This is a genomic window from Photobacterium sp. WH77 (assembly GCF_022014395.1).
Taxonomy (GTDB): Bacteria; Pseudomonadota; Gammaproteobacteria; order Enterobacterales; family Vibrionaceae; genus Photobacterium; species Photobacterium arenosum.
The window spans coordinates 86,663-101,237 of record NZ_JAKLTE010000004.1 but is presented as its reverse complement, the minus strand read 5'-3'; the positions used below and the strand labels follow the sequence as shown (position 1 = coordinate 101,237).

Sequence of the window (14,575 nt, the reverse complement as noted above, 5' to 3'; positions counted from 1 at the left end):
CCCTGAGGCGCTTTTTTCTTCAGCGTTTTCACACCAACCGCAATTAGATGCGGATAAAGTCCATGTGCTGAACTTTTGGCTTGAATGGGTGACGCTGGATGTCTTGTGGCTTAACGTTCACTTCTTTACCGTCGATTACCAGAGTGATGGCATCGTAGAAGCCTTCTTTATCCATCTGGTTGATCACGTCATCGTGGTTCAGTTCGATTGCAACTGGAGCTTCAGTGCCACCGTAGATGATCGCTGGGAATTTGTTAGTGTGACGCAGGCGGCGGCTCGCACCTTTACCCAGGTCTGAACGTACTTGTGCTTCAAATTTCATGATAACTACTCTTAAGTGAGTGAATAAAAGAAGGTATTTCAGTAATGCGACCTTACTGAGTACCGTCAAATTGAGCGCGGATACTAACACTCCCTCATGAAACTGACAAGAAAAAATCCTGACAAGCCTTTTAAACAACGAAAAAATCATCAGAACCATCCCATGCATAGCTCTTTTCTACTTGCAACAAAATACACCCAACAAGTTTCATAAATTGGACTTAGTTCCAATAAAATTGCCCAACTGTGATATAAATAACATTGAGATTGATAGTAATTATCATTTGTTTTTGTATAATCTTTACCAATAACGAATCTAATTGATAAAAAAAATTGATAGCAGGGTATATGAATCACAAACAACTCTCACTGATTGCCAGCTCTGTATTGCTGGCCCTTTCTCCTTCATTGCATGCTCAGGGAACAGAGCAACAGGCAGATGAAAAAATTGTCGTCACTGCATCTCGTCTGGAAGTGACGCAGCAGGAGAAGACTCGCTCAATTGATGTGGTCGACCAGAAGAAACTTGCTGAAATTCAGCCAAACTCAGTGGCCGAAGCACTCAAGTTTGAACCGAATGTTTCACTCGCTGGGGGGAATGTACCCGGTAACCAGTCCGTGAATATTCGTGGTTTGCAGGGTAATAAAATATTGCAGGTGATTGACGGTAATCGTCAGAACTTCGACTATGACCACAGGCCTTCATACTTTCTTGACCCTTCTTTGCTGAGTGACGTTCAAGTGATCAAAGGCCCAATCAGTTCGCTGTACGGCTCAGGCGCAATTGGTGGTGTCGTTATTCAGAATACCATCAATGCGGCCGATATCGTTGATGGCAAAGGGCTGGGTGGCCGAATTAAGACCGGATATCAGGATAATGGTGATGTCTGGACTAACACAGCCGCGATTGCGAATCAGTCCGACAATATTGATTGGTTACTTGCCGGCAGTGTGCGTGACACTGGCGTGATGGAGCAGGGTAACGGCTACAAACTTTATGGTACTGAATCGACTGATACAACGGGTCTGGCAAAACTGAATTGGCAGGCGAATAGTGCTAATCGTTTTGGTCTGAGCCTGCGTTATTCAGACAGGGATGGTCATCCACCAGTTGTCGGTTCAACCGATCCGGCTGCTACTGATACATTGATTGATCGTAACACTGAAGATCAGAGTGTGATACTGAGCTACAACTTTAATCCGGCAAATGAACTGGTCAACCTGGATACCCGTATTTACTACAATCAGACTGAAATTTTGGAAACTGCTACCACAGGAAATGGTAAAGACCTGAGTAAAATTAAAACCACAGGCTTTAGCATAACTAATGAGTCTGAGCTGGGTGCTTTGCAGGTGTACACGGGTCTGGATGGTTATCAGGATAAGCTGAATGCCAAGCGGGGTAATGGTGAGCAGGGTCGGCCGACACCACCGGATGGTGCTGAAACAACCACGCTGGGTGCTTTTGCATATGTCAATTATGCGCTGACGGACACCATAGGGCTGGATGCCGGTCTTCGCTACGACACATTTAAAGCAGAGGCGAAAGGTCAGCAAGACAACGATGAATCTGCAGTATCCCCCTCTGCCGGTATCAGCTGGCAGGCTGCTTCCTGGATGCAGTGGTCGCTGCGTTATGATGAAGCATTCCGTGCGCCAACCACGACTGAGCTATACATGGATGGCACACACTTTACCATGTTCAGCATTCCCGGGATTGGCCCGGTAACGAATGCCTTTACTCCAAACCCGGATCTTAAACCGGAGAAAGCGCAGAGTATTGAGCTGAAAGGTCAGTTTGATTTTGAAAACCTGATTGCGAAGGACAAGCTGAGCCTCACAGCAGCGGTGTTCCGTAACGAAGTTGAAGACTTTATTAATCTGGATGTGTTTGTACCAACAGATTCCAGTGCAATGATGGGCTGTATTATGGGCAGTGGCTCAGGCATTGGTTGTGCCGGAACCAGCCGTTCAGTCAACGTTGATCGTGCAGAGCTGGAAGGTTATGAAGTTGCGGCTGTTTATCGGGTTGCTAGCCTGTCGGCAGGTCTGTCTTATGGTCAGACACGCGGTAAGGATAAATCCGATGGATCCTGGCTGGATAATGTACCGGCTGATAAGTGGGTCGCTCAATTGGAATATGCTCTCTGGCAGATTGACACCAATGTTGGTACAAGAGCGCTGTTTGCCAGTGAGCAGGACCGTGTTTCCGGAAACGAGACTTACGACAGCTATAATACAGTCGATTTCTATGCGACATGGGAGCCGCTTTCCAATCTGGATGGTCTGAAAGTTGACTTTACGGTTGCAAACGCATTCGATGAGAACTATCGGGTTGCTTGGAATGAAGTGTATCAACCGGGACGTTCTTTCCGTTTGTCGGCGCAGTACACCTTTTAAATAATGCTGAAAACTAGCCGCACATCACTGTGCGGCTTTGTTCATTCTGAATCATCAGACTTACTGCTTGTACTGATCCAGATCGAACAACTTATCCCGAATCGCCCAGAAGCGGCCGCTTTTCCGGGCGATAATGATTTCCGGCGGCCGCAGCCTGTGTTCATTGCTGGCAACACGTGTTGGCGCTGTATCGGTGAAGGGCCGGTGGCGATCGACCAGATGGGGATTGATGAATTTTTTCAGAAAATCACTTTTCTGTGTTTTATTGGCTAATGTCCAGACTTCGCTGATATGGCCGTCTTCCTCACTGAAGTAGGTCACTTTCAGCTGAGGCTTGCCGTACTGGTTCTTGCCCGGTTCCAGCTTCATGTCGGTACACTTCATGATCATTGCATCTTTAAGTTTCAGCGCATCACGCAGTTTTTTGTCCGGATCGACCATTACCGCATCACACTGATGGCAGCGTCTGGCGGCGATGTCGTTGTCCGTACCGCATTCTTCGCAGAATTTGGCGCGAAAGCGATAGCCACACTCTTCACGCTCTCCGTCATCGTCTTCGAAATAGCCCTGACAGCGGCGGCCATAGTGTTCTATCAGAAAACCGGCCGGGTCGAGTTTGCCCCAGAAGCTGTTTTTAAAGCCGCAAGCCGGGCAGGGCACCATGATCACTTCACTGTTACTGTCAGGTTTGGGATCGCCGACTTCCGGCTGGTACAAGTCATAACAGTTACCGGCATATTCGAGCACCAGACAGTCCGATTTGCCTTCGGCTAACCGCAGACCACGGCCGACAATTTGCTGGTAGAGGCTGATGGATTCTGTCGGTCGCAGAATGGCAATTAAATCCACATGCGGTGCATCAAACCCTGTTGTCAGAACGGAAACGTTCACCAGGTATTTGATCTGCTGATTCTTGAACCCTGTGATGATGCGATCCCGCTCTTCCAGCGGAGTATCGCCTACCACAAGCGCGGCAGACTCACCGGCCAGATAACCCATGATTTCTTTGGCGTGATTGACCGTAGAGGCGAAGATCATCACTCCTTTTCTGTCTTTGGCATAATCGATCACCTGATCGATGATCACTGGGGTGGCGCGGGACGACTTGGCGATCACCGCATCCAGATCTGCCTCTTTATAGTGACCGTTGTTGGCAGGTTTAAGACTGGAAAAATCATAACCAATGACGGCCATGTCCATGATGCTGGGTTCGGTCAGGAAGCCTTCATCAAGCAGATAACGAATAGGCAGCTCGAAAATACAGTCACGGAAGAAGCGATCCTGCTCTGTCCGCACTTGCCCCCGCGTGTGGTATTTGTAAATCCAGCCCATGCCCAGCCGGTACGGCGTGGCTGTCAGGCCAAGGATTTTGATACCAGCGTTGATACGCTGGAGATGCTGGATAACCCGCTGATAGGCGCTGTTTTCATCATCAGGCACCCGGTGGCATTCATCAATGACCAGCAAGGAAAACTCATCGTTGAATTGCTCAAGGCTGTTGACCATAGATTGCACGGAGGCAAAAACGACTTGCTGATCGGTTTCTTTCCGGCCCAGCCCGGCTGAAAAAATGGACGCGTTCAGGCCGTAGCTTTCATACTTGGCATGGTTTTGTTCAACCAGCTCTTTGACATGGGTAAGCACCAGTACCCGGCCGCGGGCTATCCGGGCGAGTTCTGCGATGACCAGGCTTTTCCCTGCCCCGGTTGGCAGAGCCAGGACTGCAGGTGAGCTGTGTTTACGGAAGTAGTGAACTGTGGCTTTGACACAGTCTTGCTGATAAGGACGAAGCGTATACATCAATCACGGTCACTAGTGGAAAGCGAAGGGGAGTGTAACGGCTTTTCTTGGTGTTAGACAAGTAATCGGAGTAGGGCCCAGAGAAATGAGCCCCGGTGGTCAATCATTACGAAGCCATGTTCAGTGGCAGTTTCGTGGGCTTGATGGTTTTGGTCATCATGCAGAACTGGCGGCGCGGAATAAAATCGTGCTTCTCATAGAAGCTGCGGGCGCCTTTGTTACCTATGTTCACTTCGAGAGTCAGTGCATGCACACCGGCTTCTGCGCAGTGATGTTCAATCTGAGGCATGAGCTCAGTGCCTATTCCTTGCTGGCGCCATTCGGATTTCAGGTAGAACTGATCTATCAGGGCTATTCGTCCGCCATGCTCAAGGCTGAAGCTGTAACTCAGGATAATATGTCCGGCAATCATAGTATTGCCTTCATGTTCAATTTCTATAAACCAAACCTGACCCAGTTCAGGATTGTTCAACATCTGGTGTACTGCCTGTGTGGTTTGCTCACGCTTTTGTGGCAGGACTTCATATTCAAAGAGTTCCCCAACTAGTGTAAGCAGCATGTCCACAGAAGACAGGCTAGGCGCTACAAGTGAGATGTTCATAAGTCAACCTTAGTTGTTCGGTGTTTTCATGGCACAGTGGTGAGTTGTTCAAGGTGTTTATACGGATAACTCATGCCCTCTGTCTATAAGTGAAGACCGTGAAAATGGAGAAATGTTCTACTTTTTGAGCTTAGTGGCAGTTCAGGCAATGCGATGTAAAAATTTGTGATCAAGGGTTGCAATTAGTGATATCGCTTCAGCCGGCTCAGGTTTGAGATTTTTCGTGCATCACGCAGGTCAGGTTTTTATAATGGCGCTTTTGCACCACTCGGAGCCTGCAATGCGGCTTGACAAATTTTTATGTACCGCCCTGGGAATTACTCGCAAGGAAGCCGGTAAATTACTCAAAGAAAAAAGAATAGAAGTGAATGGCGACATCGTCAAAACCGGTGCGCTGAAAATCACGGATGACTGTGACGTTGAGTTTGATGGCAGCACGCTGCACATGACGGGCCCGAAATATTTTATGCTGAACAAACCTCAGGGTTACGTTTGTTCGCATGTGGATGACTTTAATCCGACCGTCTTTGTGTTGCTCGATGAAGTCAGCCCGGAAAAACTGCATGTGGCGGGCAGGCTGGACGCGGATACCACAGGGTTGGTGCTGCTGACGGATGATGGCCAGTGGTCACACCGCATCACCTCGCCGCGCCACGTTTGCGAGAAAGTGTACTACGTGGAAACGGCCGATCCAATTCCGGCCTCTGCAATCAAGGAGTTCGCCAAAGGTGTACAGCTGCGCGGCGAGAAAGATCTGACCCGACCGGCAAAACTGGAGATTCTTGAGGAGTGCGCAGCACTGATCACTATCTCTGAAGGGAAATACCATCAGGTGAAGCGCATGTTCGCTGCAATCGGTAATAAAGTGGTGGCGTTACACCGTGAGCAGGTTGGCGCTGTCGTGCTGGATGAAGATCTGGAACCTGGTGAGTATCGTCCTCTAACGGAAGAAGAAATCGCCAGCTTTTAATCTGTTAGCGGCTTAGCGACTCAGTGTTATAGCGACTTAGTGGTAAAACGACTTAGCGGTAAAGCGAGAAGGCGTCGGCCCTGTAGGGGTATCGACGCCTTTTTAATTCCTGCTATTTGTTCTTTCAGGCTGCAGAGAAAAACAGCGAAAATTCGCTGTCAGGCAACATAGATGCGATTTTTTGGTCAATACTTGAACTTTGTGATAACGCGCATCACAATTTTTCGCTAGTACACTATAAAAAGAAACTTATCATTTCCTGTCGGGAAAGATTTAAGTAGCGGAAATTGTCGTACAATCACTCCCTCTCCTTTTCAATATGCTAATAAGTGGTTTATGAATAAATCTGACAGTCCAGGCCTGAGCTTTTCGCTGATCCTCATCCTGGGGGCAATTGCCGCACTCACACCGCTGGCAATTGATATGTACCTGCCTGCTATGCCAACTATCGCGAAAGATCTGGGCGTGAGCCCCAGTTTAGTGCAGGTGACCCTGACAGCGTATACCGCAGGTTTTGCCGTTGGACAACTTATTCATGGCCCGCTTTCAGACAGCTACGGCCGTCGCCCGGTACTGATAATCGGTGTGATGCTTTTCGCACTGGCGGCAGTGGTGAGTGCAATGAGCCATAACATCAATGAACTGACCTGGATCCGTGCCGCGCAAGGCTTTGCCGGTGCCTCTGCCGCCGTTATCATTCAGGCGCTGGTGCGGGATATGTTTGAACGGGAAGAGTTCGCCCGTACCATGTCTTTTGTCACCTTAGTGATGACAATTGCGCCATTGGCCGCGCCAATGATAGGTGGGTATCTGTCTGTCTGGTTCGGCTGGCGTTCCATTTTCTGGTTTCTGGCACTGGTTTCGGTGCTTGTCATTCTGGCCGTGTTAAAAATGATCCCCGAAACCCTGCCAGCTGAAAAAAGACTGCCGTTTAACTTAGGCTCCACACTCAGAAATTATGCGCGCATGCTGACATCAGCCCCCGCGCTCGGTCTGGTGGTGAGCAGCGGTTTTTCGTTTTCGGGGATGTTCGTTTTCCTCACTGTCGGCTCTTTTGTGTACATCGATCTTTATCATGTCAGCACCGAAAACTTTGGCTTGTTGTTTGGTCTGAACGTGATCTGTCTGATTGTCATGACCACCTTGAATGGCAAGCTGGTACGTAAAATGGGCTCGCATTATATGCTGCGTTTGGGCCTGATCATTCAATTGATCGCCGGGGCAGGGTTGATTGCAGGACAGGTGCTTGAACTCGGTCTGTGGGGCGTTGTGGTACCGGTAATGCTGTTTGTGGGCGCGATTTCTACCGTTGCCAGTAATTCAATGGCTTGTTTGTTAGCCAAGTATCCGCATATGGCGGGTACGGCTTCGTCATTGGCTGGTACAATGCGTTTCGGCACAGGTACTGTGGTGGGCGGTATTGTAGCGGCGATGCCAGATACCACAGCCTGGCCGCTGGCAGGAACGATGGCCGCTTGTGCAGTCTTAGCCTGCTTGTTTTATTGGGGACTGGCGAAAGACGCCTGATGACCTGTGATTGAATAAGAGTATTTGAAAGAAAATTATGGCTGCGTTTTATCAAGAGCTGAACAAACTGGTGGATGAAGGTCTGGCTGAGTTGGAGTCTTCTGTTACAGCAGGCAAAACTCCCAACAATCCGGTGAGTGAAACGCACTTTATGAGTGCCTGGATCACCAAAGTGATTAAACAGCAACGCTATGATCATTGTGTGGCGAAAACATTGCTGGGTTGGCAGCAGATGGCACGCAGTATGGGTAAGCAGGCACAGCTGAAGCTGAAGTTTGAACACCTCGCATGGGCGCTGTCGGGTGTGCTGACTGAAGAAGGCACCACCAGTCCGGTGAAATCTGAACAATTGGACAGGTTTTACAGTGCGCTGCTGCAGCTCGACTGGGTGGTGGCGACAGAATACGAAGTGAACCGAAAAGTGACGCACCACACCGATGGTCAGGCGTCATTGGTGGTGTGTGCGAAGCAGTCAAATGAAGCATTTGATGAGGCAGGAAGACTGGCTAAGCCATTGTCTGTTTATGTTCGCGGCAATATCCAGCAATGCATTGATTTGGCCTATCAGCAAGGATTACTGCTGTACAAGGTTACTGACTATAAGTCGCTGGTGAAATACCACGGTGAATATATTCTTTATCCTGATAATGCAGGTGACTATCTTCCCGAACTTCCCACGCGAGCAGCAGAGTAAGAGACATTAAAGTGCAGCGAAGTCGCTGCATTTTTTATATTTTTATTATGTTTATCACGGTTTGTAGCCTGTCAGATAGAGTAAATAACAGGTCGGTTCAGGTTGTCATTCACTTGTGACTTCAACTTGTGATTTGAAAGGGCCAGTATAAAATCCGGGCCTGTCGCTTTTCTTGTTCTCTCCTTATTTTTCAGGAATATGTATGTCGCCATCTGCTTCTCCTTTATTTGAAGGGGTGTTTGTCCGTCGCCTGCTGGCGATTGCTTTTCCTATTGCCTTACAGGTTATGCTGTTTTCCAGCCGTAGCCTGGTCGATATTCTGATGCTGGGTCAGTTAAATGAACTGGATGTGGCGGCAATTGGTATTGCTGGCCGGGCACTGTTTGTCGTTACTATTATGCTGTTTGGTGTGACGACGGGGGGTGCATTACTGGCGGCCCAGTATTGGGGTGCTGGCAATCAGCACGGGATGAAGCAAAGTGTTGCGCTTACGCTGACCATGACAACCCTGGTCGCCACACTGGCTGCGCTGGTATTTCTTGTGCTTCCTGAGCAGGTTATCGGATTGGCGACAAATAACCCTGAGGTGATTGCCCGGGGCGCTGAGTATCTGCAAATTACCGCCGTGAGTTTGTACGCTGTGTCGTGGGGCAGCAGTGTCTCTGTGGGTTTACGGGCTATGCATCAGCCTGCGATCAGCACGCTGTTCAGTGCCGTAGGCATTGCGCTTAACCTGTTCCTGAACTGGGTACTGATTTTCGGTAATCTTGGGATGCCGGCTTATGGTATTGCCGGTGCAGCATGGGCCACGGCGATCAGCGGTCTGGTCGAAATCGCGCTGCTATTTGGTTATCTGCATCTCAAGGATCACCCGATTGCGCTGCGCTGGTCGCTGTTTCCTGAAGTACTTAATGCTCAGATGATAAACCGCTTCCTAAAACTGTCGCTGCCGACTACTTTTAACCATCTTGCCTGGTCGGGCGGGATCTTCATGTATCACGTCATTATCGGGCAGGCCGGTGTCGATGGTTTGGTGGCCTTATCGGTGATGACGCCTATCGAGTCGATGGCGCTGGCGATGCTGATTGGTATTTCCAATGCATCAGCCGTACTGATTGGCAATCAGTTGGGCGGCAGTAACATGGAGCAGGCTTACCGGCAGGCCTGGGCCGTCACTGTGATCAATTTTGGCTTTGCTGTGGTCACGGCTGGGCTGATGTTTCTGATCCGCGATCCTGTACTGGATTTGTTTGCTGCCATGACAGCGGAAACCCGGGAGTTGACCGAACATTTCTTCATGATTTTTTGCGTCGGTATGATAGTGAAAAGCTTGCCGATGACCATGATAGTTGGCGTGTTACGGGCAGGTGGCGACATTCGTTTTTGCTTTTATCAGGATATTGCGGCGCAATGGATGATAGGGATCCCACTGACTGCATTTTGTGCCTTTGTGCTGAAACTTCCGCTGGAATGGGTTTACGCCATGCTGGTATTGGAGGAAGTGGTGAAAATCATCGGTTCCAGCATACGCATACGCTCAAAAGCCTGGATGAATAATTTGGTGGCAGGTTAAAGTTTCATCCCATAACTTCCGATCCGGATGTTATCGCATGATAATCAGTTTTTTCTTTATTCAGACAAAGGATGAGTGATTGGGTAGACCACAACACCAACAGAAAATTATAAGCATCGCCATCCTGGCGGTGCTTTTTTTTGCTCTATAAAAGAGAGGCTTGGCGCAATGTGACAGGAACAAGCCTGCTGGCGCTATATACTACACTAAGTGATGAGTGTTGAAGTGAACACCTCAGTAGCAATGAGCTTTGTTTGATATGACGTAAATTAATCCGTTTTCCAATGTGAGAGCATAGTCACTATTGGCTGTCTGCCCATGATATTTAAAGGTGGTTTGGCATCATTCGATTCACGCTTGGAGAAAAAGGATGTTGAAACTGATTGATCTCTGCAAAGGGTATCAGGATGGCAATGAGTTTCATTCTGTGCTTCAGGGAGCCGAACTGACGTTACAGCGGGGCGAACAGGTTGCATTGATGGGGGAAAGCGGGTCAGGAAAAAGTACATTACTCAATCTTATTGCAGGGCTGGATAAGGCCGACCAAGGTGAAATCTGGCTGGCAGATACCCCGATTCATGCCGTGACAGAACGTGAACGCACGGCTTTTCGCCGTCATCATATTGGCCTTATTTTTCAGCAGTTTAATTTGCTTCCTACTTTAACAACACAAGACAATATCCAATTCTGCCGCCAGTTGAAAGGCTGGCCGGAAAAGCCTGAATTGTGGCGAGCGATTGTCTCTGCACTGGATTTAAAACCTCTACTTAAGCGCTATCCGGAGGAAATGTCAGGTGGTCAGCAGCAACGGGCGGCCATTGCGCGGGCCTTATATATGGAGCCCGACATCCTGCTGGCCGATGAACCGACGGGCAGTCTGGATGAGCGCAATGCTCAGGCTGTCATGCGATTGCTGACCGGACTTTGTGAGCAGCTAAATTGCTCCTTGCTGCTGGTGACTCACAGCAAGCAGGTTGCCTCCTACATGAATTCCAGCATAGTGCTGAAAGGGGGCGTACTGAATGCGCAGCCCCGTCTTTAATGCTTTGTGGGGGCATTACCGGCGCCACCCTCTTCAGATAGTGCTCTTGCTGCTGGGGTTAATGATGGGCGTTGCTCTGCTCGTCGGCGTGCTGGCGGTCAATCAGCAGGCCAAAGCGAGCTACAGGCAAGGCGAGCTGTTATTTGATAACCCGTTTCAGTATGCCATCCGTCATCATCAGGCAGGAATGACTGTGCCACAGGGCTTTTACATTCAGCTGAGGCGACTGGGATATAAACAATGTGTCCCCCTCGAAACCCACAGGATTCAGACGGCTGAAGCCGGTGAGCTGACGCTGGCAGGTATCGACCCGTTTGTTATGTTGCCGTTCGCTCAGTCTAATGGTCAGCTGACGGGAGCACTGTCCCTGACACAAAAGCCTTATCCGATATGGATAAATCGCGAACTGGCCGCGGTAAAAGGACTGACAGAGGGCCAGCTACTGAGGCTGGATTCTGGCGATGCAGTCGGACGGCTGGTGCTGGTGGGCGACAACCGGATTCAGGGCTCGCGCCTACTGGCTGATATGGGGCTGGTCAGGCAGTTATTTCCCCGTTCCGGCTTCACTGCCGTGCTGTGCGGTGCATTGAGCGCTCAGGAGCAACAGGATGTCAATACCCTGTTGCCCGGCGGTCTGATCCTGACGGAAAACGACAGTGCACAGCTGGAACCGCTTACCCGGGCATTTCACCTTAATTTGTTTGCTATGGGGATGCTGGCTTTTGTCGTCGGGTTGTTCATCTTCTATCAGGCCATGTCATTGTCGTTAACCCAGCGTCAGTTTCTGGTTGGCTTACTCTGTCAGGCTGGCGTGACGGGCAGACAGCTGGCGGGCGCCTTGTGTATTGAAGTGGTCATCTGGCTGATGATTGGTGTCGCGGGTGGCAACCTGCTGGGGCTGTTTCTGGCCCGTCAGTTATTGCCTTCTGTCGCCGTGACACTGAGTGATCTCTATCAGGCGAATATTGCGCTGACAACGGGATGGCACTGGCAATGGGGGGCGCTGAGTCTGGTTATCGCTGTTCTGGGCACTTTGCTGGCCTGCGGTTGGCCGTTAATGAGGTTGATTCGTACCCCACCGATCAGGCTGACTGCGCATATGACTATGGTGCGGGGCAGCTGGCGAGAGTTTATCTGGCAGGCAGGCATGTCCGGCGTATTTATTATTGCTGCCGTCATTGTCTATTTTGTCGATCACAGCCAGTTTGCCGGCTTTGTGTTGATTGGCTGTCTGTTAGCGGCGGCGGGTTTGATCATGCCATTTATACTGTGGGCGGCCTTTAAAGCCATTGCCAGATGGCTGAAATCGCCACGGTTGCGCTGGTTTTTCAGTGATGCCGCCGCCAGCCTGAGTTACCGGGGCGTGGCGGCGATGGCGTTTATGCTGGCGCTGGCAGCCACCATAGGCATGGATACCATGGTTGGCAGCTTTCGGCAGGCAACTCAGACCTGGCTGGGCCAGAGGCTGGCTGCCGATATCTATGTGCAGCCTGCCACGGCTCAGGCTCTGGTAATAGCAAACTGGGCTGCTGAACAGCCTGAAGTGACCGAGCTTTGGTGGCGCTGGCGACAGGAAGTCCCTGCCGAGCTGAAAGAACACACCTTGCAGGTGCTCAGTGTTGGCCGTTCAGACGGTGAAAAACAGTCGCTGCCCATGAAGCAACATCTAGACGGCTACTGGTCTGCGCTGCAGAACAACGGCACAGAGAAAGTGTTTCTGGCCAGTGAATCTCTGGCGCTGAAAAGGGGATGGCAGCCCGGCCAGCGTGTTGATTTACCGTTAAGGCTGGGTGAGAACTGGCTGATGGCCGGGATTTATTATGATTACGGCAACCCGTACAGCCAGATCTTTGTGTCTGATGAGCAATGGCACAGGCTGTTCCAGCAGGATGGCAAAGTCAGTCTTGCCATCCACCTGGACAACAAAGATCACACCTCCGTGTTTCAGGACAGCTTGCAGGAAACATTTGGCCTGAAGTCTAATCAGGTTCGCGATAACGCACATATCATGGCACAGGCACTGGCGGTGTTTGACCGCACTTTCGTCGTCACAGCCACGCTGGGTAAACTCACGTTGTTGGTGTCAATCGGTGGCTTGTTTATTGCAACAATCGCAGGTGAGCTATCGCGCCAGAGACAGTTTGCTTTACTGCGCTGTATGGGCATGACAGGTAAAGAACTGGCCTTGCTGGGCGGGGGGCAGTTAGCTGCTATTGGCGTACTGACGGCAATGATTGCTTTACCCCTTGGATTGCTGCTGGCACAACTGCTGATCGATGTGGTGCTTAAGTATTCTTTTGGCTGGACCATGCCTGTGCAGTTTTTCCCGCTTCAGTACCTGCTGACACTCGGGACGGCGCTGACAGCATTGCTGCTGGCCGGTGCCTGGCCGGTGTGGCGTTTGGTTAAGCGCTCAGCCATGCTGTCGCTCAGGGAGGCATTTTGATGCTGCTTGCTGATGCGCGGTTCAAACCGCTTGTTTTTGTTCTGTGTCTCCTGTCAGGCATAACTGGGTGTGAACCAACGACTGTGTCAGAAAACCGGACAGCGGACAGACTGTCGCAGCAGAGCCAGGCTGGTTTTGAACAGGTCTTGCCCGGTCAGCCTCTGGTGTTTCCCAGAGATCACTTGAGCCATCCGGGGTTTCGCACCGAATGGTGGTATCTGACAGCCAACCTGGAAACGGCAAAAGGCCAGTGGATTGCGGTGCAATGGACGTTATTTCGCATCGCCACTCAGCCGCTTTCAGGCTCTGAAGGCGCCACTGGCTGGCAAGATACGCAGCGGTTTATGGCGCATGCTGTGCTGACAACGGCGAAGAAACGCTGGCAGGCAGAGCGCTTTGCCCGCGGCGGCATTGGTCAGGCCGGTGTGGAAGGAGAGCCGTATCGTCTCTGGCTGGATAACTGGCGCTGGCAGGGGCTGGAGTCATCGCCGTTTCCCGCCACCCTGACGTTTTCAGACAGTCATTCAGATGCCCACACCGATGCTCACACTAATAGTGATACGAGCATGAGCGATAGCAGCATGGCCGCAACGCTCAATATCCGGAGCTATGGCAACCTGGTCAGACAGGGTGAGGCGGGTTACAGCCAGAAAGACCCCAAGGATCCGCGGCTGGCGTCTTACTACTACAGCATGCCATTTTTGTTACTGGACGGGGTTGTGACACTGGACGGCGAGACAATAGCCGTGAAAGGTGAGGGCTGGTTTGACCGAGAATGGAGCAGCCAGGCGATGTCTGAGCATCAAACCGGCTGGGACTGGTTTTCTCTCCATCTGGATGATGGTCGCGCATTAATGCTTTATCAGCTCCGCAGTACGCAGCATGTTCCTTTTGCCTTCGGCAGCCTGAGCTGGCCGGATGGCCGTTCAATCGCCCTGTCTTCTGATGAAGCATCGCTGACACCGATAGCGACAAGCACGCTCTCCGGCAGGGAATTTCCGACCCGCTGGCATCTGCAAGTGCCTGCACAACTGATCGATCTCGATGTGCAGGCGCAAAGGGAAGATCAGTTACTGCCGTTTCTTTTTCCGTATTGGGAAGGCCCGGTGACCGCTTCCGGCAGCCATAACGGACAAGGTTTCATGGAACTGACTGGGTATTGATTAAGATAGCTTCTTAAAACCTCACGCCTCTTTCATTT

11 protein-coding genes are annotated in these 14,575 nt (G+C 50.7%); 8 read left to right on the top strand and 3 right to left on the bottom strand.

The window, feature by feature from the left end; all coding sequences use genetic code 11:
- Positions 1 to 43 precede the first annotated feature (43 nt).
- Positions 44 to 322, bottom strand: a complete 279-nt coding sequence (rplY, locus tag L6J37_RS05525) for a 50S ribosomal protein L25 (RefSeq protein WP_192016596.1) — start codon at positions 320 to 322, stop codon at positions 44 to 46.
- A gap of 347 nt (positions 323 to 669) precedes the next feature.
- Between rplY and L6J37_RS05520 the strand changes: the two genes are divergently transcribed.
- Positions 670 to 2,721 carry a TonB-dependent hemoglobin/transferrin/lactoferrin family receptor gene (locus L6J37_RS05520; RefSeq protein WP_237794449.1) on the top strand — a complete coding sequence of 684 codons (2,052 nt, stop codon included), beginning with the start codon at positions 670 to 672 and terminating at the stop codon, positions 2,719 to 2,721.
- A 60-nt stretch (positions 2,722 to 2,781) separates the two neighbouring features.
- On the opposite strand, the gene L6J37_RS05515 is transcribed toward L6J37_RS05520, so the two are convergent.
- A complete protein-coding gene (locus L6J37_RS05515) occupies positions 2,782 to 4,521 on the bottom strand; it encodes a DEAD/DEAH box helicase (protein WP_237794448.1) in 1,740 nt (579 codons plus the stop codon).
- Between the two features lie 106 nt (positions 4,522 to 4,627).
- Entirely contained in the window at positions 4,628 to 5,122 is a 495-nt protein-coding gene (locus L6J37_RS05510) for a GNAT family N-acetyltransferase (RefSeq protein ID WP_027252305.1), read from the bottom strand.
- Between the two features lie 280 nt (positions 5,123 to 5,402).
- Here L6J37_RS05510 and rsuA point away from each other — a divergent pair, with 280 nt between their 5' ends.
- The 7 genes from rsuA (at position 5,403) to L6J37_RS05475 (ending at position 14,537) form a co-directional block, all read left to right on the top strand.
- Positions 5,403 to 6,092, top strand: coding sequence for a 16S rRNA pseudouridine(516) synthase RsuA (rsuA, locus tag L6J37_RS05505; protein ID WP_237794447.1), 690 nt, complete (start codon positions 5,403 to 5,405; stop codon positions 6,090 to 6,092).
- Between the two features lie 336 nt (positions 6,093 to 6,428).
- On the top strand, positions 6,429 to 7,619 hold the full coding sequence (locus L6J37_RS05500; protein WP_192016600.1) for a Bcr/CflA family multidrug efflux MFS transporter: 1,191 nt from the start codon (positions 6,429 to 6,431) through the stop codon (positions 7,617 to 7,619).
- Between the two features lie 37 nt (positions 7,620 to 7,656).
- The gene (locus tag L6J37_RS05495) at positions 7,657 to 8,313 is read left to right on the top strand and encodes a DUF2913 family protein (protein WP_218384718.1); all 657 of its coding nucleotides are present in this window, start codon (positions 7,657 to 7,659) and stop codon (positions 8,311 to 8,313) included.
- 202 nt (positions 8,314 to 8,515) lie between these two features.
- Positions 8,516 to 9,886 (top strand): MATE family efflux transporter, encoded by a 1,371-nt coding sequence (locus L6J37_RS05490; RefSeq protein ID WP_237794446.1) that lies wholly within the window; start codon positions 8,516 to 8,518, stop codon positions 9,884 to 9,886.
- A 370-nt stretch (positions 9,887 to 10,256) separates the two neighbouring features.
- Positions 10,257 to 10,928 carry an ABC transporter ATP-binding protein gene (locus L6J37_RS05485; RefSeq protein WP_237794445.1) on the top strand — a complete coding sequence of 224 codons (672 nt, stop codon included), beginning with the start codon at positions 10,257 to 10,259 and terminating at the stop codon, positions 10,926 to 10,928.
- On the top strand, positions 10,909 to 13,374 hold the full coding sequence (locus tag L6J37_RS05480) for an FtsX-like permease family protein (RefSeq protein WP_237794444.1): 2,466 nt from the start codon (positions 10,909 to 10,911) through the stop codon (positions 13,372 to 13,374). Before L6J37_RS05485 ends, L6J37_RS05480 begins: the two co-directional genes overlap by 20 nt.
- Positions 13,374 to 14,537: a lipocalin-like domain-containing protein gene (locus L6J37_RS05475; RefSeq protein ID WP_237794443.1), complete on the top strand. Its 1,164-nt coding sequence runs from the start codon at positions 13,374 to 13,376 to the stop codon at positions 14,535 to 14,537. The genes L6J37_RS05480 and L6J37_RS05475 overlap by 1 nt, the downstream gene beginning before the upstream one ends.
- Positions 14,538 to 14,575 lie beyond the last annotated feature (38 nt).